The organism is Pseudomonas sp. 86_A (genome assembly GCF_017491705.1).
GTDB classification, from domain to species: Bacteria; Pseudomonadota; Gammaproteobacteria; order Pseudomonadales; family Pseudomonadaceae; genus Aquipseudomonas; species Aquipseudomonas koreensis.
Window position 1 is genome coordinate 242,702 of sequence record NZ_JAFGYS010000008.1, and the last position, 25,812, is coordinate 268,513.

22 protein-coding genes and 1 pseudogene are annotated in these 25,812 nt (G+C 61.1%); 7 read left to right on the plus strand and 16 right to left on the minus strand.

What is annotated here, in order from left to right:
* The first annotated feature begins 3 nt into the window (after positions 1–3).
* Complete coding sequence (locus tag J5M57_RS14475; protein ID WP_207849679.1) at positions 4–552, plus strand: cytochrome b; 549 nt, start codon at positions 4–6, stop codon at positions 550–552.
* Between the two features lie 161 nt (positions 553–713).
* On the opposite strand, the gene J5M57_RS14480 is transcribed toward J5M57_RS14475, so the two are convergent.
* Positions 714–1,640, minus strand: a complete 927-nt coding sequence (locus tag J5M57_RS14480; RefSeq protein ID WP_207849680.1) for a pyridoxal-phosphate dependent enzyme — start codon at positions 1,638–1,640, stop codon at positions 714–716.
* A gap of 140 nt (positions 1,641–1,780) precedes the next feature.
* Positions 1,781–3,820: an NADPH-dependent 2,4-dienoyl-CoA reductase gene (locus J5M57_RS14485; protein WP_207849681.1), complete on the minus strand. Its 2,040-nt coding sequence runs from the start codon at positions 3,818–3,820 to the stop codon at positions 1,781–1,783.
* A gap of 192 nt (positions 3,821–4,012) precedes the next feature.
* On the opposite strand from J5M57_RS14485, the gene J5M57_RS14490 reads away from it, so the two are divergent.
* The 4 genes from J5M57_RS14490 (at position 4,013) to J5M57_RS14505 (ending at position 8,542) form a co-directional block, all read left to right on the plus strand.
* A complete protein-coding gene (locus J5M57_RS14490; protein ID WP_207849682.1) occupies positions 4,013–4,864 on the plus strand; it encodes a BtpA/SgcQ family protein in 852 nt (283 codons plus the stop codon).
* Positions 4,865–4,868: 4 nt separating this feature from the next.
* Positions 4,869–6,476: a class I adenylate-forming enzyme family protein gene (locus tag J5M57_RS14495; RefSeq protein WP_207849683.1), complete on the plus strand. Its 1,608-nt coding sequence runs from the start codon at positions 4,869–4,871 to the stop codon at positions 6,474–6,476.
* A gap of 48 nt (positions 6,477–6,524) precedes the next feature.
* Entirely contained in the window at positions 6,525–7,592 is a 1,068-nt protein-coding gene (locus tag J5M57_RS14500) for an SIS domain-containing protein (protein WP_207849684.1), read from the plus strand.
* Positions 7,593–7,726: 134 nt separating this feature from the next.
* On the plus strand, positions 7,727–8,542 hold the full coding sequence (locus tag J5M57_RS14505) for a cupin domain-containing protein (RefSeq protein ID WP_207849685.1): 816 nt from the start codon (positions 7,727–7,729) through the stop codon (positions 8,540–8,542).
* Here the strand turns inward: J5M57_RS14505 and J5M57_RS14510 are convergent.
* The 12 genes from J5M57_RS14510 to J5M57_RS14565 form a co-directional block, all read right to left on the minus strand.
* Positions 8,536–9,534 (minus strand): aldose epimerase family protein, encoded by a 999-nt coding sequence (locus J5M57_RS14510; RefSeq protein ID WP_207849686.1) that lies wholly within the window; start codon positions 9,532–9,534, stop codon positions 8,536–8,538. The genes J5M57_RS14505 and J5M57_RS14510 overlap by 7 nt on opposite strands.
* A gap of 2 nt (positions 9,535–9,536) precedes the next feature.
* Complete coding sequence (locus J5M57_RS14515; protein ID WP_207849687.1) at positions 9,537–10,607, minus strand: NAD-dependent epimerase/dehydratase family protein; 1,071 nt, start codon at positions 10,605–10,607, stop codon at positions 9,537–9,539.
* A gap of 13 nt (positions 10,608–10,620) precedes the next feature.
* On the minus strand, positions 10,621–10,893 hold the full coding sequence (locus J5M57_RS14520) for a phosphopantetheine-binding protein (RefSeq protein WP_169840662.1): 273 nt from the start codon (positions 10,891–10,893) through the stop codon (positions 10,621–10,623).
* Positions 10,894–10,917: 24 nt separating this feature from the next.
* Positions 10,918–13,365: an aminotransferase class I/II-fold pyridoxal phosphate-dependent enzyme gene (locus J5M57_RS14525; protein WP_207849688.1), complete on the minus strand. Its 2,448-nt coding sequence runs from the start codon at positions 13,363–13,365 to the stop codon at positions 10,918–10,920.
* A 138-nt stretch (positions 13,366–13,503) separates the two neighbouring features.
* On the minus strand, positions 13,504–13,998 hold the full coding sequence (locus J5M57_RS14530) for a GNAT family N-acetyltransferase (protein WP_207849689.1): 495 nt from the start codon (positions 13,996–13,998) through the stop codon (positions 13,504–13,506).
* 11 nt (positions 13,999–14,009) lie between these two features.
* Complete coding sequence (locus tag J5M57_RS14535) at positions 14,010–15,056, minus strand: GNAT family N-acetyltransferase (protein ID WP_207849690.1); 1,047 nt, start codon at positions 15,054–15,056, stop codon at positions 14,010–14,012.
* On the minus strand, positions 15,053–15,364 hold the full coding sequence (locus J5M57_RS14540) for an acyl carrier protein (protein ID WP_169840666.1): 312 nt from the start codon (positions 15,362–15,364) through the stop codon (positions 15,053–15,055). The genes J5M57_RS14535 and J5M57_RS14540 overlap by 4 nt, the downstream gene beginning before the upstream one ends.
* Positions 15,357–16,925: an amino acid adenylation domain-containing protein gene (locus tag J5M57_RS14545; RefSeq protein WP_207849691.1), complete on the minus strand. Its 1,569-nt coding sequence runs from the start codon at positions 16,923–16,925 to the stop codon at positions 15,357–15,359. Before J5M57_RS14545 ends, J5M57_RS14540 begins: the two co-directional genes overlap by 8 nt.
* Before the next feature lie 46 nt (positions 16,926–16,971).
* Positions 16,972–18,993: a hypothetical protein gene (locus J5M57_RS14550; protein ID WP_207849692.1), complete on the minus strand. Its 2,022-nt coding sequence runs from the start codon at positions 18,991–18,993 to the stop codon at positions 16,972–16,974.
* Positions 18,994–19,108: 115 nt separating this feature from the next.
* Positions 19,109–19,306 carry a hypothetical protein gene (locus J5M57_RS14555; RefSeq protein ID WP_169840669.1) on the minus strand — a complete coding sequence of 66 codons (198 nt, stop codon included), beginning with the start codon at positions 19,304–19,306 and terminating at the stop codon, positions 19,109–19,111.
* A 188-nt stretch (positions 19,307–19,494) separates the two neighbouring features.
* Complete coding sequence (locus J5M57_RS14560) at positions 19,495–19,989, minus strand: GNAT family N-acetyltransferase (protein WP_207849693.1); 495 nt, start codon at positions 19,987–19,989, stop codon at positions 19,495–19,497.
* 13 nt (positions 19,990–20,002) lie between these two features.
* The gene (locus J5M57_RS14565; protein ID WP_207849694.1) at positions 20,003–21,832 is read right to left on the minus strand and encodes a glutamine--tRNA ligase/YqeY domain fusion protein; all 1,830 of its coding nucleotides are present in this window, start codon (positions 21,830–21,832) and stop codon (positions 20,003–20,005) included.
* Between the two features lie 192 nt (positions 21,833–22,024).
* Between J5M57_RS14565 and J5M57_RS14570 the strand changes: the two genes are divergently transcribed.
* A complete protein-coding gene (locus J5M57_RS14570) occupies positions 22,025–23,155 on the plus strand; it encodes a nitrilase-related carbon-nitrogen hydrolase (protein WP_207849695.1) in 1,131 nt (376 codons plus the stop codon).
* A gap of 3 nt (positions 23,156–23,158) precedes the next feature.
* The gene (locus J5M57_RS14575; RefSeq protein ID WP_207849696.1) at positions 23,159–24,199 is read left to right on the plus strand and encodes an AraC family transcriptional regulator; all 1,041 of its coding nucleotides are present in this window, start codon (positions 23,159–23,161) and stop codon (positions 24,197–24,199) included.
* Between the two features lie 320 nt (positions 24,200–24,519).
* Here the strand turns inward: J5M57_RS14575 and J5M57_RS14580 are convergent, their stop codons facing one another.
* Together J5M57_RS14580 and J5M57_RS28935 are read right to left on the minus strand one after the other, a co-directional pair.
* A complete protein-coding gene (locus tag J5M57_RS14580; RefSeq protein ID WP_169840673.1) occupies positions 24,520–25,416 on the minus strand; it encodes a DUF2242 domain-containing protein in 897 nt (298 codons plus the stop codon).
* 92 nt (positions 25,417–25,508) lie between these two features.
* Positions 25,509–25,670 (minus strand): annotated as a pseudogene (locus J5M57_RS28935) (LysR family transcriptional regulator); the annotation flags it as partial.
* Between the last annotated feature and the right edge of the window lie 142 nt (positions 25,671–25,812).

The window sequence follows — 25,812 nt, forward strand, 5'->3', positions numbered from 1 at the left end:
CGTATGCCGTGGACAAGTTCCGAATCACGCTACAGCACCGTGTCCGTCCTGTTGCACTGGCTGATGCTGGTCCTGTTGGCGCTGGTGTACGCCAGCATGGAGTTGCGCGGGATCTTTCCCAAAGGCAGTGGCGGCCGCTCGCTGATCCGCGAAGTGCACTACATGCTCGGCCTGACCGTGTTCGTGCTGGTGTGGTTTCGCCTGGTGGCGCGCAGTATCGGCCCGGCACCGAAGATCTTCCCGGCATCACCGCAATGGCAAACCGTGCTGGCGCGGGTGATGCACTGGCTGTTGTACCTGTTCATGATCAGCATGCCGATTCTCGGCTGGCTGATCACCAGCGCCGAGGGGCATCAGGTGATGTTCTACGGCTTCGATCTGCCGCTGCTGGTCCACGAGGACAAGGCGCTGGCCAAGCAGGTGGAACACTGGCACGTGCTGATCGGCAACATCGGCTACTGGCTGATCGGCCTGCATGCGCTGGCAGGGCTGTATCACCACTATGTGGTGGGCGATAACACGTTGTTGCGGATGATGCCCAAGCGCGGTTGAACATTGCCCCGGTGAAATACCCCTGTGGCGAGGGAGCTTGCTCCCGCCGGGCGGCGCAGCAGACCTGAATTCTGAATATGCGGACAGCCAGGCAGAGCGCTGTCGCTGGACTTACGACGGCTGCGCCGCCGAGCGGGAGCAAGCTCCCTCGCCACATAAGTTCAACGGTAGGCACTGAATCCGCGGCTTCCCTGCAAGCCACCGGTGTGCACGAAGATCAGCCGCGAGCCTTGCTCGAATCTGCCCGCCTCGATTTGCTGCTTCAGCGCCAATAACGCCTTGCCGGTATACAGCGGCTCCAACGGGATGCCGCTGCTTTGTTCGGTGTTGTCGATGAACTCAAGTAACTGCTCATCAACCTTGGCAAAACCACCCCGACTCGCGTCAAACAACGTGTAGTCCGCCGCCGCCAGCCCCGCCTCCCGAACAATTGCCTGCACCTGCGGCGCCACGCCGTGATCCTCGGGCACCGCCAGCGCGCCGTACGCCGGGTGCTCACCGGCCTCGGCGAGCACCAGCCCCGCCAGCGTCGTCCCGGTGCCGCAGGCCAGCCACCAGCCGTGGTAATCGCACCAGCCCAGCTTGCTCAGTTGTGCGCTCACGTGTTCCTTGAGCGTTTTGCAGCCCAGTGCACCGGCCATTCCACCGCCGCCCTCGGGCACCGCATGCAGATTCGGGAACTGCGCCAGCCACGGCTCCCAAAAGCCGGGTTCATGCCGCGCCCGATAGCCGCCGTAGCCAAGCCAGTGCAGTTGCATGCCGAATGCCTGCAAATCCGCCACCGTGGGCGTCTGCTGTGGATGCCCGCGCAACAGGCCGACCGTTTCGAAACCCAGACGCTTGCCGGCAGCGGCCAGGGCATGCAGATGATTGGAATGCGCACCACCGAGGCTGATGATGCCACGCGCGCCGGCACGGTCGGCGGCCTTGAGGTGTTCGACGAGCTTGAACCATTTGTTGCCGCTGATCAGCGGGTCGATCCGGTCCAGACGCAGGATCGCGACGTCGATTCCGGCGCGGGTGAGCCAGTCGAGTTGCAGCGGTTCGAGGGGGGCTTTGGGTAGCCAGTGGGCGGGGGGAAGAAGCATGGGCGCAACAGCATCAGAAAAAACCAATTCTAACAGCAGCAAAACATCCTGTAGGAGCTGCCGCAGGCTGCGATCTTTTGATCTCGGTCTTAAAAGCAAAATCAAAAGATCGCAGCCTGCGGCAGCTCCTACAGGGGGGCTTACAGTTCAGCCGCCAGACGCGATCCCTGATTGATTGCGCGTTTGGCATCCAGCTCCGCCGCCACATCCGCGCCACCGATCAGGTGCACGTTCTGCCCCGCCGCCACCAGGCCTTCCTGCAGCTCACGCAGTGGATCCTGGCCGGCGCAGATCACGATGTTGTCCACCGCCAGCACTTGCGGCTCGCCGGTTTCGCCAATGCGGATGTGCAGGCCTTCGTCGTCGATCTTCAGGTATTCAACGCTGTTGAGCATCTGCACCTGTTTGTTCTTCAGGCCCGTGCGGTGAATCCAGCCGGTGGTCTTGCCCAGGCCATCGCCGACCTTGGTTTTCTTGCGCTGCAACAGAAACACTTCCCGCGCCGGCGCGTGCGGCGCGGCTTTGATCCCGGCCACGCCACCACGGGCTTCCAGATGGGTGTCGATGCCCCACTCTTTCCAGAACGCGGTGCGATCCAGACTGGTGGCCACGCCTTGGTGCACAAGGAATTCCGAGACGTCGAAACCGATACCACCCGCGCCAATCACGGCAACCCGTTTGCCCACCGGCTTGCGCTCGAGGATCACGTCCAGGTAGCTCAACACCTTGGCGTTCTCCACGCCCGGAATCGCCGGCACACGCGGCGCGATGCCGGTGGCGAGGATGATTTCGTCGTAGCCGCCGTCTACCAGTTTCGCCACGTCGACGCGGGTGTTCAGGCACACCTCGACATTCGTGGTCTGCAGCTTGCGCTTGAAGTAACGCAGGGTTTCGAAAAACTCTTCCTTGCCCGGCACGCGCTTGGCAATGTTGAACTGGCCGCCAATCTCGCTGGCCGAATCGAACAGAGTCACCTGATGGCCGCGCTCGGCTGCCACGGTCGCGGCGGCCAGACCGGCAGGCCCGGCACCGACCACGGCGATCTTCTTGATCTGCTGCACCGGCAGGTAGTTGAGCTCGGTTTCGTGGCAGGCACGCGGGTTGACCAGGCAACTGGTGAGCTTGCCGCCGAAGGTGTGATCGAGGCACGCCTGGTTGCAGCCGATGCAGGTGTTGATTTCATCGGCACGGCCTTCAGCGGCCTTGTTGACGAAGTCCGGGTCGGCGAGGAACGGCCGGGCCATCGAGACCATGTCGGCGTCGCCCTCGGCGAGAATCTGCTCGGCGATTTCCGGGGTGTTGATACGGTTGGTGGTGATCAGCGGGATGCTCACCGAACCGCGCAGCTTGGCGGTGACCTTGCTGAAGGCGGCGCGCGGCACTTTGGTGGCGATGGTCGGGATCCGCGCTTCGTGCCAGCCGATACCGGTGTTGATGATGGTCGCACCGGCCTGCTCGATGGCTTTGGCCAGGCTCACGATCTCATCCCAGGTGCTGCCACCCTCGACCAGATCGAGCATCGACAGGCGGAAAATGATGATGAAGTTCGGGCCCACGGCTTCTCGCACACGGCGCACGATCTCGACCGGCAGGCGCATGCGGTTTTCGTAGCTGCCGCCCCAGCGGTCGGTACGGTGGTTGGTGTGCGCGGCGAGGAACTGGTTAATGAAATAACCTTCCGAGCCCATGATTTCGACACCGTCATACTCGGCAGTCTGCGCCAGCACCGAGCAGGTGACGAAGTCGCTGATCTGCTTCTCGATGCCTTCCTCGTCCAGCTCTTTGGGCTTGAACGGGTTGATCGGCGCCTGGATCGCACTCGGCGCGACCTGTTTCGGGCTGTAGGCATAACGTCCGGCGTGGAGGATCTGCATGCAGATCTTGCCGCCCGCCTCGTGCACCGCGCGGGTGACGATGCGGTGCTTGAGCGCTTCTTCCTCGGTGGTCAGCTTGGCTGCGCCGGAGTACACCCCGCCCTCGTCGTTCGGGCCGATACCGCCGGTGACCATCAGGCCGACGCCGCCGCGGGCACGCTCGGCGAAGTACGCCGCCATGCGTTCGAAACCGCCCGGTTTTTCTTCAAGGCCCGTGTGCATCGAGCCCATCAGGGTGCGGTTGCGCAGCGTGGTGAATCCCAGGTCCAGCGGGGCCAACAGGTGCGGGTAGTGAGCGGCGGTCATCGGTAACTCCACAACGAGCAATCACGGAAATTGCGGGAGCTCTGCGTCCCCCGTCAGTCATGTTCGACAGACTAAGAGTCGCACTGCTGTCACTCAATGACCGAAACTGACAAGTTAATGATCCAAATGCGCAACACGGATCAGGCTCACTCATGGCAGGATCGCAACCGGCTGCTACGCTGATTCACGCAAATGGAGATGTTCGGTTACCAGGGAAAAGCCATGTCCATCACAGACATTCGCGCAAGGCACAAAAAAATCATCGGCATGATTCATCTTCAGCCGCTACCGGGAACGCCGTTTTTCGAAGCCGGGAGCCTCGACCGGATCCTCGATACCGCCGTTTCTTCAGCATTGGCCTTGCAGGCCGGCGGCGCAGATGGATGCCTGATCCAGACCGTTGATCGCACCTATACCGCCAAGGACGAATCCGACCCCGCGCGAACAGTCGCCATGGGCATGATCGTCGACGCCGTGGCGCGGGCGACGAGCGACAGTTTCAAGGTCGGGTGCCAGTTGATGCGCAACGCCTTACAGGCTTCGCTGGCCGTTGCCAAGGTTGCCAAAGGCGATTTCATCCGGGTCGCAGCGATGGTTGGCTCGACGCAGACAGCCAGCGGACTGATCGAAGCCAATCCCCACGCGCTCGCCGAATACCGCCGCAAGATTGATGCCTGGGACATTGCCGTCATCGCCGACATTCACTCGATGCATTTCAACTGGTTCGGCGAGGCCAAACCGGTTGCATACGTTGCCCATGCCGCCAGACTCGCCGGCGCTGACGCCGTGGCACTGGGCGACCGGGACGACGAAATCACCCTCGGTCTGATCGAGTCGGTGCGAGCTGCCGAGCCCGGATTGCCGATTTTCCTCGCCGGGTACACAAACCTGGCCAATGCGCAAAAACTCCTGGCGCGGGCCGATGGTGCGTTTGTCGGGACCTGTCTTGAACGCGACGGTTGGGGCGGCGTGATCGATGTCGACAAGGTTCGCGCCTATCTCGACATCGTTCGCTCTCTGCCCGCGCAACCCGATGAGCACTGAACGAATGCCGTCCATTTCCCCTGAACAAAGCCAGGACGCCTGGCAGGCCCATTGTTACAAGGGTCGCCATGTCGACTCCGCCGCGCAGTGTCAACTCACGGTCCTGCAAGCGTTGGCATCCCAGGCGCTGCGTTTTCCCCAGGCGCCGGTTTTTACCGAGGTCGATGCTGGCGGAAGGCGCCACACCCTGACCTTCCGCCAGCTCGACACCCTGAGCCAGGCCGGTGCCGCGTGGCTTCATGAGTCTGCGGGCATTCGCCGCCAGCAGGTGTTCGGGCTGGTGCCCTTGAACGATTTGCGCAGTATTGTGGCAATCTTCTCGGCCATGCGCCTGGGCGCCCGAATTGCCTTTCTCGACCCCTATGCGCCGCCCGCCCGCCACCTGGCGATCATGAACCAGCTCGGGGTCACCTTGGTGATTCGCAGCGAGCAGGATAAACAGGGTGTCGACGCTCGAGTGTTCCCGCGACTCGCCGACCTGCCCGCCCCGGGCAATATGCCGCTTGCGACGGAATCTAATGGGGAAGTCTTTTACTTTCCGACGTCTGGCTCGACCGCCGCGTCGAAGATCGTTGCGCAGACGTACCGGGCAATCACCGCCAATGCCCTCGCAGTCAAACAGCACCATCGATTGCAACCGGGTGACCGGTTCCTTGGGTGCCTGCCCATTCACCACGTCAACGGCCTGCATTTTTCCGTCATGGCCACGGTGTTCTGTGGCTCACACGCCATATTGCTGCGCGGGTTCGACCCGTTCCAGTACCCGAAGATGCTGGCTGATTTCTCTCCGCGGATCGCCAGTGTGGTGCCCAGTATTCTCCAGGCCCTGGTCGACACCTGGCGTGACGCCGAGGTGCCCGAGGGCTTTGAGTATTTTGTCTCGGCTGCCGCTCCACTGACGCGTAAAACCGCCGAATCCGTGTGGAACCGCTGGGGCTTGCCAGTGCTGCAGGGCTATGGCCTGACCGAGACAATCAACTTTTCCACCACCCTGCCAACCGGGTTGAGCCGGGCTGCCTATGCGCGCCAGATGCTGGAGCCCGACATACCGAGCATCGGCGTCCAGGTGGCCGGCAACGAGGTCGGGATTCTCAGGCCTGACGGCACCCCGGCAGCGTCTGGCGAGAACGGCGAAATCTGTGTCAGGGGCCACAATGTCATGGCGCGTTATGTCGGCAACCGCGAGGCTACCGCGCAGGCGTTCCAGCACGGCTGGTTTCATACCGGTGACATCGGGCATACCCGCGAAGACGCCGAGGCAGGAGCAGACTTCGTGGTGATCACCGGACGCGAAAAGAATATTGCGAAGATCCGCGGCGAGTCGGTTTCTCTGGAGGAGATGGAGCGCATCCTGCAAACCATCGCCGGGGTCAGGGATGTCGCCTGCTCTGCACTCCCGGACCGGCTTCTCGGTGAAAGCATAGTCATTGCGCTGGACGCCGAGGCCCACGTCGAAGACGCGCAGGTGCTTACCAGACTACGCGGGCACTTCAGCGAGGCGCTGCTGCCGAGACGAATCCTGCGCGTCGAGAAAATTCCCCGTACACGAACCGGCAAACTGCTCCGGCCGCAACTCACCGAACAACTCCAGACGGCGCTGATGTCGATGTGAACACTCAAGTGACGCCAATCCACCCAACGATGGGAGTGCCGCCGCCCCATGACAGCTGATGTGATGTTGCGCCAGGTCGAGTACCTGGCTCGTGACCTGAGCGAGAACCTCGATGCCTTTGATGATCAGGCCAGACAGGCGATAGCCGCCTCCGACTGCCCGCGCGCCAGAACGGTCTATCTGGTGGGATGCGGTGATTCGCTGCATGCCGGATATGCCGCGCGAATGGCGTTCCAGACGCTGGCCGGGGTTCAGTGCACGCCACTCGGTGCTCAGGAGTTCGTCGGCTACAGCGCATTGCCACAGCACAGGGCTGCGGGCGAGCGTGTCCTGGTCATTTGCACCTCGGCCTCAGGCAACACTCCGCGGGTGCTCGAAGCCATCGTGCATGCACAAGCGCATGAGATGCCGATGGTGGCGATCACCGGCCATCCAGACAGCGCCCTGGGCAGAGGCGCGCACCCACGTCTGCTGGTCACGCTTCGCGACACCTGGCCTGCGCCGGGCGTTCGCACGTTCCAGGCCAGCCTCGTCGGTATGCTGCTGCTGGCCATCGCGCTGGGCGAATCCAATGGCCATCTGACAGCCACCCAGGCAGCCAACTGGCGAGCCAGACTGGCCCGACTCGCGAACACTCTGCAAGCGCTCGGACCACGCCTGGCGTCGACCTGCGCAGAGCTAAGCGCAACCATCGCGGCGAGCCCCGCGCTGTACTTCCTGGGGAGCGGGCCGAGCCTGGGAACAGCACTGTTCAGTGCCGCCAAGATGGTCGAAGCGTGTGGCGTGTTGGCGGTCGCGCAGGATCTGGAAGAGTGGTGGCACGTCGAGCGCTTCGCCTACCCGGTGACTACGCCAATGTGCATTCTGGCCCCGCCCGGCGAATCGCGATCGCGCGCATTCAGGCTGGCAGAACAAGCCTGTCAGGCAGGACGCAATGTGATTCTGATCAGCGCAGAAGAATCGATTCCTGACAGTTTGAAAGCACTTCCCTGTGTGCACATTGCCGATGACGTCTGCGAGGCGTTTTCTCCACTGGTGTACGCAGTCTTTGCACCGCTGCTTGCGCACTTCACTGCCGTTCGTCTGGGCCGAGGGCCCTTTCAGACCCAGCAATAAAGGGCCTTCGGGATTAGACGGTTCGGTTAGCGTCAAATCGGTTTTTGATCTATCGGGATCTTGCTGCTAGCGTCAAACGGGTTAGCTATCCCCGAAAAACTGGAACTGTTGTGACATATAGGATGGATACCAATATGGACCTTAAGCGAATGGAAGCAGACTCGACTTATTTCAAATCCTGGCGCACCTACCATGGCCTTCTGTGCGAAGCGAATGAGCGCAACGTCCTCACCAACGAACCGATGATTACCCGACTGTATGGTTTCGAGACGGTCAGTGATCCGACTGCGGACAGAGGTATCGTGCCGGCGGGCGGCGCCACATTCGGTTTCGTCATGCAGGGTACCGTCGAGCTTCGTTTGCCCGGCACCACCACACTCTATGGTTCGCTCAGCGAAGGGCAGTGGTTCTCGCTGCCGGACGGCGTGTCGTTGCGCCTGGGCGCGGATTCGCGGGCGATGGTCGCGCAAAGCCTGGCGTTCAAGGGCCTGGCGGCACTGGGCGGGCCAATAGAAACCGTCGGTCGTCTGCGCTACATCGACCGTTGCTCGGACACCTTGTTGATGTGCCCACCCCTGCTGGGCGACCCCTGCCTGAATCACCTGCACTTCCCCACCGACATCTCGCAAACCGAACATACGCATCCTTCGGGACGCTTTGGTGCAGTTGCACGCGGCAAAGGCATTTGCGAAACGCCGTCGGGCAAGTCAGAGCTGTTGGCGGGGAATATCTTCTACATTCCCGATGGCGCCCGCCACAGGTTCTGCACCGAAGATAACCACATGGACGTCATTGCCTACCACCCGGACAGCGACTGGGGCCCGACCGATCGAGAACACCCGATGATCAATCGGACCTGGGTCAATGGCAGCAAAATGGACAACTCGACGGCAGAGCATCAGAGCGCGTCGGTCATCGCCAGACAGCTCGACTCTCTGGGGGATCAATAGCGGCAGGCTCTTCTACCGAATCGGTAGCGCGTCACGCGCCGATACTGCTCACCGGGCCTGAGCACGGCGCTGGGAAACTCTGGCCGGTTGGGGGCATCTGGAAAGTCCGTCGTCTGTATGGCGATACCTCCCCGGCGCAGAGGAAGATTTTCTCCGGTGTGCAGGGCAAGTGCTGGTTGATCGGTCTGGACTTCCATCACTCGCCCGCTGAGCGGATCCTCGATCCGCAGGCACCAGTGCCTGTCGTTGAGCACGAAACAGTTGTCCAGTGCTTGCGCGCCGAGGGTGCGCATCATTCGAAAATCCAGATTGGTGTCCGTCACATCGGCGAGTCGCCCGGTAGGAATGTACTCGGAATCAGACTCGACATAGTTGGCGCAGTTGAGCTGCAGCTGATGTCGATCAATCAACCCCGCCCCACTCAGATTCCAATAAGCGTGGTTCGCCAGCCCGACGATGGTCGGCGCATCGGTCACCGCCAGAAAAGTGATGCTGAGCTCACCGTCTGGCGCCAGGCGATACTCGACCGTGGCTTGAACCTGCCCCGGGTAACCCTCGTCACCACTGCTGCTGGTGTGACTCAAGCGCAGCACTGATTCACCGCCCTCTTCGTCCGTCTGCACGCTCCAGACCCGATGCGAAAATCCCCGGTGGCCGCCATGAAAATGATGCGCACCGAGGTTTCGCGAAAGGTGCTGCGCCTCTCCCTCTATCGCAAACGTTGCGTGGCTGACGCAACGGGAGAAGCGTCCCAGCGTCGCACCGAGGTAGGCAGGATTGGTCAGCGGGTTCTCGTAATCGGCCAGCTGTGGCAAGCGCAAAATGACGTTGTCCGATTGACCGTTTTCGTCTGCCAGATTGACCTCAACCAGCGTCGCCCCATAGGTCCAGACGACAATCGAAACACCCGCCGCGCACCTCATCTCGTAGGCATGAACGGCTTCCTGCGGCCCGTCCGTCGCGCGGGTCAACCCTATGAACGAGCGCTGCACGATCAGCGTCGGCCCGGCATTGCACGGACCCGCTGCGATGCGGATCCACCGGCTTCCAGCGCCTGCAGCAACGCATCGTCGAGACGATAGTCGGCCGCAGGCATTGGCCGCGACAGCAGGTCTTGAACGGTCAGCCGCAATGCCTCTTCGGGCGTCACACGCTCGGCATACCCCAGCTCATCGCGGATGCATGAACTGTCCAGCCTCAGGTGTTGAGCGAAGTTGCTGTGCTCCGGCAGTTCACTGATGCTGGGACGTGCGCGCCAGTCCACGCCATCGGCGAGGGTACGCACGGTCCCCGTCCAGCCCACCTCCCGTCCCAATGCCCTGATCCAGTCGGCCTCGGACCAGTCGCCCGGTTCGGCCACGTTGTAAACCGATCCGGGACTTTCATGCAGCACCAGCGTGGCGATCGCTTGAGCGACATTGCTGACGAAAGCGCGCGAGTTTCGCCAGGCCGCACCGGACTGGTGAAGGACAATCGACTCACGCTGATCCAGCATCCGCCGCAGGTAGAAAGAAAGCCGCGAATCCGGATCTCCCGGACCGTAGACCATGGGCAGGCGAATGATGGTGGCAGGCAGTGTCTGTTGCTGCAGGTAGGCACGCTCCACGAGAATCTTTTCGTAGTGGTCAAACCAGCGCCAGGGGTCGTCCTCTGCACGCAGCAACCGATGGCGATAGGGAAAAAGCCGCTGGCGCAATGGCGAGTCTTCTTGCGAAGGCGTGGCAATCACCCCGGCAGATTCGACGCCTGCCAGAATGCCGAAACTGCGATAGACGCTGCCGCTGCTGACCACCACCGCACGCCCGACCAACCCCGCCAGACAATCGATGACATCTTTCGCATCGCCACCGTTTATCGAGGTCATGTCGAGCACCACATCCGCTCGGATACTGCTTAACAAATGCCGCTGTGCACCCAACGCCTGACGGTCACCCTGAATGTGCCTGACCCCGGCCAGATCGGCGTTCGTCTGCCCTCGATGCAAGACCCACAGGTCATGGTCTGCCAGGGTGCGACAGACTTCGCGGCCAATGAATCCTGTACCGCCAATAATGAGAATGCGCATGAACGTTGCTCTGTTATGGCAGGCTCGCCGCTGGCGCGGCAACTACCAGATCCTCGATGGCCGCGCAGATCGTGCGTACCGACTCGAATGTCTGCCTGGTGATGCTCTGCGAAGGAAACCTCAACCCGAACGTCTCTTCCAGGCTGACGATGACCCCCGCCACCGCTAACGAATCAAGCCCCAGCGTCTGCAGTTCTGTCTCGGTGTCGAATGCCGTTGCAAACGAATCGGCAGGCAGATGATTCCTGACGATGGCGAAAACGCGCTCGGTGATCTCAGTGTTCATGCACTGGTAACTCCCCGTTGAGATTCAAGCATTCCAGGCCCCCGCGCTCAGCCGCTCAAGGCCCCTGTGCAGATCGCCCCACTTGCGCGCGGTGGTCACCCGGAAGCCGCCGCCAGCAAGGTAAAAACTCAAGATGCCGGGGTAAACCGACACGCCCGTTTCTCGCAGCACGCTTCTGAACGACAGATAGGAGTCTTCCGAACCCGGTATCTGCGCAAACACATTGATCGAGCATCTGGGTGTCTTGACGATCATCGACGCGCGCCGCAGGCAACTTGTCGCCTCTCCTCTCAACCCGAGCAGGACCCGCTCGCGCGCCCGGCGCTCGGCGACGTAGTGTTCATAGGTCTGCGACAGACTGCCCAACTGCAGTCCATAGCTGGCGGAAAATTCGCGCAACTGCTGCTGGTCAATGCTGGTCCGACCTTCAATGATCCAGCGTTCAAAGCGCGCGAGAACCTCCACCAGGGTGTACACAAACGATTGCGGGCCACCGTAGGAGGTCGAAGCAAATTCGTAGTAGCGAGAGACGAAGGCGGGATCGGCAAGAAACCACCCCACTTTCAATCCTGGCACCGACCAGTTCTTCGACAGACTGCTCACGCGAATGACGTTCGCGCGCTGGCGCGCCGGGCTGAAGTGGCGTGGCGCGCCCAGCCACTCATGGCATTCATCAAGAATGATCAGGGTGCTCAGGCTCGTCGACTGAATGAAGCGCTCCAGTTCAAGCTCATCGACCAAAGAACCGCACGGGTTGGTCCCGGTCTGCAACAGCACCATGGGCGTGTTCGGCGTAACGGCCTGGCTCAACGCCTGAAGCGAAGTCGTGCCACCGTACGACGGTGTCGGCACCAGCCGAACCGGATGGCGCCAGACAATGGACTGAACCAACGGTGGATAGTTGGGAATCGCGCAGATCGCCGCGTCGGCGTACCGACTGTCGCGAAAAATAAAATCGGCCAGTGAGGAAATCGTGTGCGTGGCCCCCATCGTCAAGGCCACAGACGCGGCCTCATAGTGGCCTTGCTGCATGCTGGCCGACTCCATGGCCGCCACCGCCTCTCGCGCCGGCTGACGGCCCAGAGAGTCCGAATAGCCGTAGAAATTTCTCGCCAGGGCAAAGCGCAGGGTCTCTTTCAAGGCCGCCGGCAACCCATACTCATCTTCATCGACCGCCCCGCTGGACAGAATAATGTTCCGCTTCGAACTCAGGGCGCCGTACAGGTCATCGCGAAAAAACGCGTTGAACAGCTCCTTCACCATTCCCACCGTCGCGGTGGACCGCAGGACTTCCTCTGCCGAAACGGCGCGGCGCACCCGGGAGCGGCGCCACAGATCGGCATACTCGGGACGCAGGGCATTACCCCCCAGTTCGGCTTCGACGCGTCCCAGCCAGAGGTCGCGCAATTCCATCGGGTTCGTGGGGTTCAAAGCACGGGAAAACACGTCAAGCGTACGCTCGTCGATGAACGTGTCCGGTGTCTCCTCGGCCCGGTTCGGTTCAACCGCAGGCGCCTGTCGAAAATCTTCCGACAGCTGCGGTATGCGCCCGGATGCCGGGCGGGCGAACAACACCCTTGAATCGCCGTCATCGACCGCTGCCGGCACATTCAGGTCAGGCGTGCGTGACCGGATGCGCGCGCGCACCAGATGCCGGTCCTGCTGATCCGGGACAAAGTGCCCCTTGCTTCGTGCATGCATGTACCTCTGGTTGTCGAAAACCATGAACATGCCGCGAGCCCAACGCACAGCGCTGGCCTGCGCCGTGTACATGCAGGCCAGCAGATCGCGGATCGCACTCAGAACATCGCCAGCAGGCGTCGGCCCCTCATGCACCCAAGACAGAGGTTGTTGCTGGAAGTCACGGAAGCTGATCACCCAGCGCTGGCCGTCGTAGCGCAGCAACGGCGGACTGTTGCGCTTCGAGTCGTAATAAGTCCGCGCCAGGATGTTGATGTTATAGGGCGAAAGACGCGCAACAATGGTTGCCATGTCGATCAGCAGCGTCTGCGGAGCATAGGCAAACTCGCCAGGTTCCAGGCACTGAAAGGCCAGGTAGCGCGGCTGATCGGCGAGCGCATTGCCACTGCTCTCCGAATGCATGGAAAGCGGGCTGGAAGAAAACGGTTGCAACCCCACCCGGTCGGTGGGGCCGAAACGGGTGCGCAGGTGGAGAATATCGCCCTGCTCGACAAACGGTTGAACATCTTCGTCGTGTTCGGGAACCAGCAGACCCAGGCGCCTGGCATAACACGCAAACTGCTCGGTGCTGAGCGGTTCGTCCATTTGCACGATCGCCAAGCCGTGCGCGGTCAGTGAAGCCTCGAGCAATGCAAAGGCCGGGTCGAGGCCAGATGCCGAGGGATGGTTGATGATGGGAATATCTGGGGACGGATGATGCCTTGAACTGAGCATTGCGGCCCGCAGTTCGACATGGGCATCGGCAATGCTCTCCACGAATGTTCCATTCACGGTCCTGACTCCTTGGTCTCTCACCTGCCGAAGTGAATACGGCAACTTTTCCTTAAGGTGCATCCACACACTAGACCACGATGTTTGTGTGGGCAAACCTCGACGGACCACCGGACTGCAGACTCCGTGCGCCTTTGACTAAAGCCTCAGCGCCATCGGTTGTACCTGCAACAGCGAACCCTCGCGCAACGCCTCGACCGGTCCGCTGCAGATGAATCCTTGCGCGAGATACAGTTTCATCGCCGGTGTGTCGGACACGGTAACGCCCAGATGAACAGCTTGCGCTCCGCGCTCCCTGGCCCATTCAATGACCCGTCCAAGCAAGGCACGGCCCACACCCCGCCCCCGAAAATCCGGGGCAACCCACATCTGGTAAATGTGCGCGAGCGACGTATCCGCAGGGCTGATTTTTGCCCAGACCAGGCCCACCAGCCGCTGATCGATTTCTGCGACCAGCGGTAGATCCAGGTCTGAAAGGACCCCTGCGCCAACTCGCTCCCGCCATGCGGCATCGGCTCGGATCTGCTCCGCCGCCAGGGTGCTGCCAAACGCATCGGGGGATTCGGCCAACGCACAAAGCCGCAGATCCCGATAAATGCGCCACTCCGACACCTTGAGTTGACGAATCTTCATTGCCAGTCCTCTTATCTCCAGCTTCGGCCGCAGATCGATCGCAGATCCCACACAGACGGTTCGCTCAATCGTGCCAGCGCTTCGTTGGCAAATGGCGCCCCGGTCGCGCAGATCAACAGATTGGGCAGATCGATGTCAGCCGTCAGTCTTCCGCTTGCGCGTTTGACGGTCATGCTCAATCGCTCCAGCAAGGCCAGCCGCGCAGGCGACAAATCCCGGGCCCACATGAGCACCTCCTTGCCGGGCAGCCACTCGAGCGCCTGTTCGATGAGATCGGCCCAGATTTCGTCGCTTACCGCCTCACAGTCCATGATGGTGGTGGGCGTATCGCCCCAGACGCTTTCAGCGCCGGCGCGATGTCCTGCCAGATAACCCTGCAGCGCCCCTTTGCCGGCCGTGAGGTGGTAATAACTGGCCAGTGGATTCTGAAAGCGCCAATCGAAATACGCCCGGTCCCGCACATGGCGGACACGGGTGGCGGGCTCGGTACGAGCAATCAGATTGGCCAGCGCGCCAGTGTCGACCATCGAGGATCCATCGATTGGCAGCCCCGACCGAGGCCCTGTGGTGGTTCGATCGAACGTCCAATCCCGGCAAAGACTGTCAGCAGCAGGTCTGACGCTGGAGCTCGCAATGGCCCACGGCCCGATCGCCTTCCACCCCCACATGAGCATGGCTGGACCGGCCGGTTGATCGCCAAAGTCCAGCAACCACGGAACACCATCTGCAGCCAAGCGTTCGGTCAACACGTTGAGCATCTGCCTGAACAGCGCCGTCCCGCGATGGCCTGGAGCAATGACCGTATCCGCCAGACAGGGCAACAGGGTGTTGTCCGCGCCTGGGATTTCCCAACAGGCACCAAAGGCCCCAATCATTCCCACCAGTTCCTCCGCCTCCCAGGCCAGTACCAGATATCGGCCATCGAGGTAGGGGTTGCGAAAATACTTCCAGTGCAGGTATCGGGCATTGCCCAGTGGCCCGCCCTGCCAGAGCAATTGTTGCAACTGGCCGACAGCCACTTCATCAGAGGGGGAATAGGCAGTAATCGTCCAGGTCATAAATCCGCGACCCGTGCGGCTGTGGTATGAAAACCTCCGTCGTTTTCACTCATGTCCGCTGGCTGGCCGACACGTTTGCACAGCACAAAATCGGTCATGCGGGTGACCGAGCGAAAGTTATCAAGCACAAGGTCCACCGCCTTGACCTCGACGCCGAACTCCCTCTCGAGCAAGAAGAAAAGCTCCATGAACCCGACGGAATCAATGACACCACTCTCGACCAGATCCATGTCGATGCATTCCGCAGGCACTAACAGATCCGTTTCAAGCAAAAAGCGAATACGCCGTTGAATAAAGTCGTTATTCATCAGTGAACAGATCCTTCAAGCGCGTCAGGTCGGTCTTGCCGTTGACATTCGTCGGCAGTTTTTCCAGCTCGATCCAGCGTCGCGGCAACATGTAGGCCGGTAATAGCTGCCCCAGTTCGCCCCGCAGGCTTGCCGCTGAAACCCTGCTGCCCGGGGTGCTGACATAGGCGGCGCAGATGCGCGCACCTTCGAATCCCCCCACCGCTATCGCAACAACGGCGCTGTCCGCGATCTGTGGTAACCGACTCAACGCCGCCGCGACCTCGTCCAGCTCAATACGATGACCACACGCCTTGACCTGGCGATCCGCACGGCCATGGAAGTGATAAACGCCCTGCTCATCGACGTGTGCCAGATCACCGGTCCGATACCAGCGCTCTGTCGAACCCGGCGGGATGTTGAAAAACGCCGCGTCGGTCTTCGCCGCGTCGCGCCAATATCCGGGACTCAAACCCTGGCCGCCGCTGTACAGCGTGCCGATCTGCCCCGGCGCCACCTCTTGTCTGTCGTCATCGAGAATGCGCAGCGCCCGGCCCGGTATCGGATAGCCGATCGGAATTTTCCCGGCGGGGTCATCAGGCACTTTCTGCACGGTGTAGTACGTGCAGTTGACGGTGGTTTCCGTCGGACCATAGACGTTGGTGAATACCGTGTGGGGCAGTCGTTCCATCCAGTATTGCAGTGTGCGTACCGGCAGCGCTTCACCGCCCCAGATCACCCGTTTCAAGTGCCGCAGGTCAGCCTGTTCGAGTACGTCACGACTGGCGATGGCGACCAGCACTGACGGCACTGAATACCATTGGGTCAGCGCTGATTTGCGGATGAACTCAGCCGTCAGCGTCGGGGTGAGATTGGCCTCGGCGGGGACCAGATACAACGTCGCCCCCGCTGCCAGCGTGCCAAACACGTCCCATACCGACATATCGAAGTGCAGTGGCGAATGGCTGGATATGCGGTCTTCGGGTTTGACCTGAAAGTGATCATTCGTCCAGGCGATGTACTCCACGACGTTGCGATGCGTGATCGGCACACCCTTTGGCTGTCCCGTCGATCCCGACGTAAACAGGATATAGGCAAGATCGCCCGGACCCGGGTCATCCGCCTCAACGCCGCGTGGCGCGCGGCTGGAAATGCGCCCGCTCGCAGTGAAGGCGAACGGATGTTGCAACTCGAAGGTGCCCTGAAGCATGACCTGCGGCGAACGCTCAAATATTTGCGTGGCCAACGCCATGTGGAGCTCATCGATGACCAGCCAGCACGGGGTGCAGGACACGAGCATGGAAGAAATACGCTCGGCCGGACTTGCGCAGTCAAGCGGGATATACACCCCGCCTGCCTTCAGAACGCCAAGCACGACCGAGATGCTGTCAGCTGACTTGGGCGTCAACAGACAAACCCGGTCATCGCGCCTGAGCCCGGCGACGCGCAGTACATCTGCAACCTGACTGCTGCGCTCATCGAGTTGCTGATAGCTCAACGTCTGATCACCATCGACGATGGCGATGGCGTCCCTGTGTCGATTGAAGCTCTGTTGCAGTACATCCTCGATTCGAAAACTCATCCAATACCTCCTTGTTACCAGATGGGACCCGACGCGCAGGCGGGGATCATGCGATCAGCGGGATTCTCCTTGCGGGTGTGGCTTGAACTTCGACATCGAATGCGAACAGGCAAACCCTGCCGCCCGCGGTGAATATGAGGGTGGCCCAAGCCAGGCCTGCGGGCCAGTCAACCGGGACATCCAGTTCGACAGTCGTGGCACACCCGGTGCGGATTTCCAGCGTCTGACTGACAGCCTGCCGAGCACGAAACGGGTCGAACAGCGTGGCACAGGCGAAACCCTCGAATCGATCCTGCGCACTTGCTTCTACCGTCCACTGAAGCGGCTGCCCGCACACCAGCGAGCGCTCACGCATGGATGCCTTGAGCATCGCGCGCGGTGCTGCTGCGGCAGACGAACCATTGAGTTCGACTGCCGCATCACCGATCAGGCTGCAGGTCGGGCAACTGAGTTCGATGCGCAGCAAGTCGTGCAAAGGATGTCGACGCACATGCCCGACCATCGCGCAGCCGCAAAGACAGCGTTGGTCAACGTCCGCAAAACCACTGTGCAGCCAGGGTGGCGACCAGAGGTGCGCCAGCCTGGCGCCAGCGAATCGTATCGACTCGGCCACGGCCATGGCGGTAAGACGGTCGAGTCGACCCAGCGCATGCACCAGGTGCTCGGTGGCGGCATCCAGTCCCGAAACGATCTCCAGATTCCGATAGGGTGTCTCGGCATAAGCGACCTGTTCAACGCTGAGCGCCAGCTCCTTGCGAAAGGCAATGATCTCCAGCAGAGCGCTGCTGTCCTGTTCGCGCCTGGCCAGACCCTCCGCCATACCGCTCAGCCACTGAGAACCCGCATTCAACCAGAAGAAACATGCTCTCCAGACCTCAGGATCCAACGCCGGCCGCACCGACAGCACGACGCGGGTTGCCTCGGTGGTGGCGTTTTCGACCGAGGAGCCCAGCCAAAGGTACGCATGCCCCTTGTGCACGCCGCCGTGGGCCCAGGCATGCGGGCTACACGACACATCTCGCGGCCCCTCGATTGCCGTCGGATACTCGACCGACACAAGTCGTCCCGTGTTCGCAGAAGCAGGGGCCGCCGGCAATAAGAGCTGCAGGCTGGCGTCAGGCATGCGCTCGGCTACACACTCGAGTATCGGAATGCCCGCGACCACCGCCGCCGGGTTGCCAACCAGCAACCACGGCGCGGCGGCAATGCCTTCGATCGAGGCGGGGCTGCCCATGTCGCGACGGTGCAGGTTGGCTTGCAAGATCGCCTGCCCCAGCGTATTGCCACGTGCCAACAGCGCCAGGAACAGGACGATGGCCGAGAACGGCGTGGCGCTGATGCCCACGGAAAGTACTGACGCCCCCACCTGGCTCAGCATCAACCCGCGCAAAATGCTCTGCTCGTATGGATATAGCGAACCCGGGACGGGAAACGTCCCGCAACCATCGACGACGACCAGCGACGATTTGAGCCGCCGGGGGTCGATCAGGCCGTCCAGCGAAGTATCGGCGCGCCCTTGTGATGACTGCCGAAAGCAGCGTTCAGTGCCGGCGCAGGGATACAGCGCAGGTGTGCCCGCAATGTGCAGGCCTCTGCTGCACAAGGTCAGCCAACGGCCGAACGATCCATCCATGGGCCCTGAATGACCCTGAAGAAACAGCAGGTCAGCCTGTTCGATATCGTCGTCCACGACCTGTGGGCTGCCTTGATCCGCTCGACTCAAGACGGACGGGACACCAGGTGCCTGAGGGGAACCTGAAAGGTGAAACCTGCTGAATGAAAAATCGACTTCAAGCCGGTCGTTGCCCAGCAAACGCGTCAGACTGGTTTGCGGGTCATCACCAGGGAAGACCGGGATAACGCCCACTGGCACCCCCAGAGTACTCGCGCGGGTCAGGGTTTCGATAAACGTCGGTGGGGTGGTATGAAGGGGATCGAAGAGTAGCAGCAGTGTATCCGTGTCATGAATCTGGCCGTTGATCTCCTCTGCTTTCCATATTTTCGCAGCGAGTCCGACGACGGCGCGATCCACACTGTCCATAGCGATAAGGTGTCGCACGACGCGCATTGCTCCAATCCAGAACTTGAAATTGCGTGCAACATGCCGGCGCATGAAACCGAAAAGCTTACGTCTTGTTGCTCGGAATCATGCGCGGCACGAATCTACTCGATGCTATCGAGTGTTACCAAGCCATCAGATAATTATTGAGATGCCGGCTCAACTCGTCCGGACTCACTCTGTCGGAGTTCGAAAGTGCCTGCTCAATCTGAGCTTTTGCTACGGCGGCTTTCTGAGACTTTACCTTGCTCTCTAAAGCCCTGAACTCAGGCATTGTTTTTTCCAGATCACTGATACGGCTCAACAGATCGCGACTATCCATTTTCGTTCTCTCTCATATTGTGGAATTACATGGGTGACGCGAAATTCAGCGTGGTATCGGTCATTACTTCTGTCAAGAAAGCCGAAAGCGCCTGAAAACCGTGAACCCTACGTAATACAAGGCGTTGCGTGATTCTGTCAGAGCCCTTGCCTACGACTTAACGACGAACGGCTCGGAACTTTCGCCGCTCACACAAGAACCCGCTGCATGTTCACCCGCTGCCGGTGCTCTGCATCGTGCAGAATCGTGCCGACCTGCTTGAACCCCAGCGCCAGCAGAAGCTTGTACACATGCTGCAAGGCCGGATTGACTTCCGCCCGGATAACCTCTGCCTGCCTGCTACGCGCCAGCTCGCAGGCACGTGTTACGCAACGCAAGCCCACCAGCGCACCTTGCTCGAGTGAGTCCGGCGCCACCACCAGCCGTTGCAGGTAGACCGCCGGACGCTCGTCGCCGAAAACCTGTGGGTCCATGCCATGGGGCGCAGCGTCGGTCAGGGTAAACGTACCGACCAGCGCACCGCCCTGATATAGCTCGTGCACCACGCCGGCCAGCACGTGCCTGCGGGTTGTTTCCGGGTTGCGTTGGGGTGCCGGGCTGGTCGCCGTCGCGTGGTACCGGTCAGAGGCGCAAAGCCATTCATGGACCTTCAAATAGTCAGTAGCAACCTGCCAGTCCTGCATGTTAAGCCTCCTTTCATTTCGTCCAGCTGTCCTTCAGCTCAACTGCCAGATTGAACACTGGCGCGCCCTCGACGGAGTCCTTGCGATCGGCGACGAAATAACCATGTCGTTCGAACTGGAACCTGTCGTCGGGCTTCGCATTCGCCAGGCCTGGCTCCAGATACGCATTGATCACCCGCTTGCTGTTCGGGTTGAGTGAGTCGATGAAATTGCGCGTTCGGCTGTCCGGCTGGGCGTCGACGAACAGCCGGTCGTAAAGACGCACTTGCGCGCGCAGGCAATCGCTGGCGGAAACCCAGGTGATGGCGCTCTTGACCTTCACACTGTCGGCCCCCGGCGTGCCGCTCTTGGTGTCAGGTATCAGTTCGGCGAGCACTGTGGTGACATTGCCATCAACGTCCTTCTCGCAACCAATGCACTGGATGACGTAGCTGTACTTCAACCGCGCCATGTTGCCGGGGTACAGACGGCGATAGCCTTTGGGCGGAACCTCCTGGAAATCATCCCTCTCGATCCAGAGTTCCGGTGTGAGGTGAAAGTGTCTGCTGCCCATTTGCGGATGATGCGGATGGGCTGGAGCCACGCTGGCATCCCTGGACTCATTGCCGAAAACCGCCGCCCAGTTGATGAGTTTCACCTTGACCGGGTCGATCACCGCCATGGCGCGGGGAACCTTTTCTTCCAGATCGTCACGCAGCGCAATCTCGAGCCAGCTGTAATCGATCCAGCTGTTGGCCTTAGAGGCGCCTGTACGTTCTGCCAACAGACGCAAGCTTTCAGGGGTGTACCCGCGACGACGCAGGCCGACAAGCGTGGGCATCCGCGGATCGTCCCAACCGTCCACGCGTTTTTCATCCACCAACTGTTTGAGTTTGCGTTTACTGGTGACGATGTAGGTGAGATTAAGGCGCGCGAACTCGTACTGGCGCGGCAGCGGGCGGGAGAACAGCCCGGCGTCGGCGAGGTGGTTCAACAGCCAGTCGTAAAACGGCCGCTGAGCTTCGAATTCCAAGGTGCAGATGGAGTGGGTAATCTGCTCCAGCGCATCTTCGATCGGATGGGCAAAGGTGTACATCGGATAAATACACCAGAGGTTGCCGGTGTTGTGGTGCTCGGCAAAACGGATGCGATAGATCGCCGGGTCGCGCAGGTTTATGTTGGGCGAGCTCATATCGATCTTCGCGCGCAGGACCATGCTCCCTTCGGCGTGCCGGCCTTCGCGCATCTCCTGGAAGAGCCGCAGATTCTCTTCCACCGAGCGCTCACGCCAGATCGAATCCTTGCCCGGCTCGGTCAGCGTGCCGCGATTGTCGCGCATCTGTTCGGCCGATTGCTGATCAACATAGGCCAGACCGCGCTCGATCAACAACTGCGCGGCGCGGAACATATAGTCGAAATAATTGCTCGCATGGTAGAGGTGTGACGTTGCGTTGTTCTCCCATGAGAAACCCAGCCAGCGAATGACGTCGAGCATCGAATCGACGTACTCCTGTTCTTCCTTTTCAGGATTGGTATCGTCGAAACGCATATGGCAAACGCCGCCGTAATCCTGTGCCAGACCGAAGTTCAGACAAATACTTTTGGCATGACCGACGTGTAGATAGCCGTTGGGCTCGGGCGGAAACCGCGTGCGTATCCGCGCCGGATCGGTTGCCCCCGCCAGATGATGCGCCGCGTCACCCGGGGTCCCACCCCAACGGCGCTGCGCATAAACCCCCTCTTCAAGATCGCGCTCTATGATGTTGCGCAGAAAATTGGCTGCCGGCACAACGGCCGGTCCGGTCTTTTTTTCATTCGGTGCAGACACGGGCTCTTCCCTGAATTTACTGTCGACATAAACCATTGTAGACAGGCAGCGAAGAGTGCAATGAAGTCCGGGAACGACATCCGGGGACAATGGCCCGTGCCGTTGCCATCGCCACCCAATGATCGAAACTGACAAGTTCTTGATCCAAATGCGCAGCGCCCCTTGGCAAGCACGACCATGCGCCCTACCCTAGTCGCCACACTCTGTACCCGGTTGTTGTTGGTTTTCATGCGCAAACTTCTGTACCTGTTTTTTTCCATGGCCATCGTTGCCGCCCTCACCACCTACGCCATGTGGGCGGCGGACCGGCCCGCGGGGCATTACCTGTCGGACCTGCGCATCAAACTGGCGGTCGATCAGGGCACACCGGGCGACCGTGGCAACCTGCTGGGGATTCAGCCGGAACTGTTCCCCACCGACTACCAGAGCCCGCAACGCCTGCACCGCAAACTCGCGGCCTATCTGCAACAGGCGCAGGATCAGGGGCTGCTGAACGAAAAAACCGTGGTGGTGCTGCCCGAGCATGTCGGCACCTGGCTGATGATCAGCGGCGAGAAAGACGAGCTGTATCAGGCGCCGACCCTCGCCGAAGCGATGAACTGGCTGGCGGCAAGCAATCCGCTGCTGTTCGCCTGCGCCTGGCTCACTGCCAAGGGCGAGAATCGTCTCGATGACGCACACTTGCGCATGAAGTCCAAGGCCATGGCCAAGGACTACCAGGCGCTGTTCGGCGGGCTGGCCAAGGAATTCCATGTGACGCTGGTGGCCGGCTCGATCGTGCTGCCCGAACCGAGCGTTCGCGACGGCCAACTCAAACCCGGCAGCGGCGCGCTGTTCAACAGCAGCGTGGTGTTTGGCCGTGATGGCGTGCCGCTGGGTCAGCCACAACGGCAGATGCACCCGATTTTCGAACAACGTGACGTGATTGAAAGCGAAAACGAGCACGCAATCACCGTGGTCGACACCCCGGCCGGGCGTCTCGGTGTGCTGATCGGCAGCGACAGCTGGTACCCGGACAACTATCGCCAACTCGACGAGCTCGGCGCGCAATTGGTGGCAGTGCCGGCGTTTGTGGTCGGTCACGGTGCGTGGAATCAACCGTGGGGTGGCTACAAGGGCTCGAGTACGCCGGGGTCGATCAGCCTCAAGCCCGGGGAAATCAGTGAAGGCCAGGCCTGGCATCGCCTGACCCTGACCGCGCAGCCGCCGAGCAGTCGCGCGCTTGCCGGCATGAGTGTGTTCCTGCGCGGGCAGTTCTGGGACAAGCCAAGTTCGGGGCAAAGTTTCCTCAGCAGCAACGGTCAGCAATTTGCCGATGGCGAAGCCCGTGGCGCGCGTCTGCTGAACATCTGGTTGTAAGCCATGAAGCCACTGCCGATGCGTCTTGGGGATCTGTCGGTCGGCTTCGTTCACAGCCTCGCCGATGCGGTGCGCGGCCATGGCGCCGATCCGCAACCGCTGCTCGAACAATATGGCCTGGACGCGGCGCGACTCGCCGAGGCCGGTGCGCGACTGTCGATCCCGCGCTACATGCGCCTGGGGCATAGCGCGATCCAGTTGACCGGCGATCCGGCGCTGGGCCTGCGCATGGGTCAGCTCAGCCGTCTGAGCCAGGCCGGACTGGCCGGGGTCACCGCCGCACAGGCGCCGACCGTGCGCGAAGCGGCCCGTTGCCTGATCCGTTTCGAGCCGCTGTACGGCTCCAACTATCGCGGGCAGTCGAGCTTTCACGAAGACGCTCACGGCGCCTGGCTACGCTTCTACTCGATCAGCCCGTACAACGCCTATAACCGCTTTGTGGTGGATTCGATCATCGCCGGCTGGCTGCATCAATTGTCCAGCGTCGGCCGCGAGCCTCTGCGGGCCGAACGCATCGAAATCGAGTTCGACGAACCGGACTACCGCGACGCCTACAGCGTGCTCGGCGACGCTCCGATCCAGTTCGGCGCCGAACGCAATCAACTGCGCCTGAGCCTGAACAGCCTCGCCTTGCGCAACCCGGAACACTGCCCAAGCACCTGGAAGCACTTGCTTGCGTTGTGTGAACGGGAACTGGAGCAATTGACCCGCACCCGCAGCCTGCGTGAACGCATCACTCAGCTATTGGGGCCGTTGCTCAATGGTGGCCGGGAACCCGACCTGGAAGAAGTGGCGGCGCGCCTGAAGCTGCCGACCTGGACCTTGCGCCGCAAACTCGCCGAGGAAGGCACGCAATTTCGCGCGATCCTCAATGACACCCGCCGCGACCTGGCAATGACCTACATCCGCGACACCGAACTGGCGTTCGGCGAAATTGCCTATCTGCTGGGCTTTGCCTCAGCCGAGGCGTTTCAACGCGCCTTCAAACGCTGGAGCGGCCAGACGCCCGGCGAATTTCGCCGCAGTCACCGCAAAACCGCCTGAGCCCTTACAACTCGGTGGCGTCTTCGGCCGGCTCTGGCTGATCCAGTTCATACGCCTGGTATTCGAGCAGTTCTTCTTGATAGTCGTCCATCGTGTCATCCCCCTGCTGCCCATATGAAAAATAGCCCGGTCAAATGACCAGCGCCTCGAGCATATCGTGCCCGTATGAAGGAAAAGTGAAACCCCGCCTTCATGAATAAAACGTAGCAGGTGGTCAGGAATTTATCGCAGGAGTTTTGTCGGGGGAATGTAACAAGATTTCACCTAGCGCAGAAACAACGATGGGAGCCATCTGGCTCCCACCGGTTTCACTGCCCGGATTACTGCATCGCCGGAATCGGCTCGGACGGTGGCGGGATATTGGTCGGGTTGGCCGGCGGCGTGATCGTTTCGGTGGCCGGCGCAGGCTCTGCGCTCGGTGCCGGAGTGATCGGCGCGGACTCGGCCGGCGGCACCACCGGCTCGGAGCCTGCTGGCGTCGGCGCAACCGGAGCCGGCACAGGTGTCACTGGCGTCGCTGTCGGAGTGGTGGTCTGGGCTGGCTCGACAATCCCGGCCGGTGGTGGCGCCGGCGCTGTCTCTACGGCCGGTGCAGGTGTGGCGGGAGTTGTCGGCGCTACAGCGGCAGGCTTCGGCTCCGGCACACCCAGATCGGTCTTGGGCTTTTCTTCGATGTGCGCGGCTTTCTTCGCATCCGCCGGCAGGAACAGCTCCACCAGGGTGAAGAAACGCTCGTAGAACTTCTGCGAAGTCACGGTCTCACTGGCGACCTTGACCATCGAATCGTCCGACGAGCCAATCGGCATCGACACCGAACCCAACACGCCAACGCCGAGGCTGGCGGAGTTGTTGGTCTTCTTCAGCGCATAGCGGTCCTGCAAGGCGTTGGCGAACACCGTGGCATGGTGCTTGGCACTGCCGTCTTCGGCACACACTACGTTGAAGCTGATTTCCAGATGAGTTTCACCGGTCTGCTGGAAGCTCTTGTGGCCACTGACCAGTTTCGGGTCACTGCTGGTGATGATGTAGCCCTGGCTGAGCAGCGCACGACGGGCCGCCTCGCAACTGGCGACATCGGCCACCGGGTAATTGCGAGAATACGTACCGGAATCGTCGAAATTCTCATGCTCATAGATCGGCTTGTCTTTCGAACAGCCGGCAACAGCGGTCAACAACAGCGCCAACCCAACGACACGCATGGGAGTTGAAATCAACATTAAACATCCTGAGGGAAAACGGTCCGGGGCGTATTGTGCAACAGATCGCGGCGCCGCGGCGTACGGATTAGTGTCTTAAAACAGTTACAACTTTACCGATGATGGGCGTCTGGAAAAAGCCACGTCGATAAATGATCGATAAATACCCGCAATTTCGCGGCTGCATGGCGATTTGAGGGCCATAACACCCAGAATTGCCCGACATGCTGCGGATGCGCCGCCAGACCCCGTTGCAGGCGCCCGGGCGCCATCGCTGGCAAACCACGGCCCAAGAAATCAACAACCCTCTCACCACTCAACAGGAGGAGCGTTAGCTCGGCTGCAGCGCTTGCTCTGCACGGCCCGCCACGCCCAAAAAGCCAGACGCAAAAAAAAGCCCCGACCATAAGATCGGGG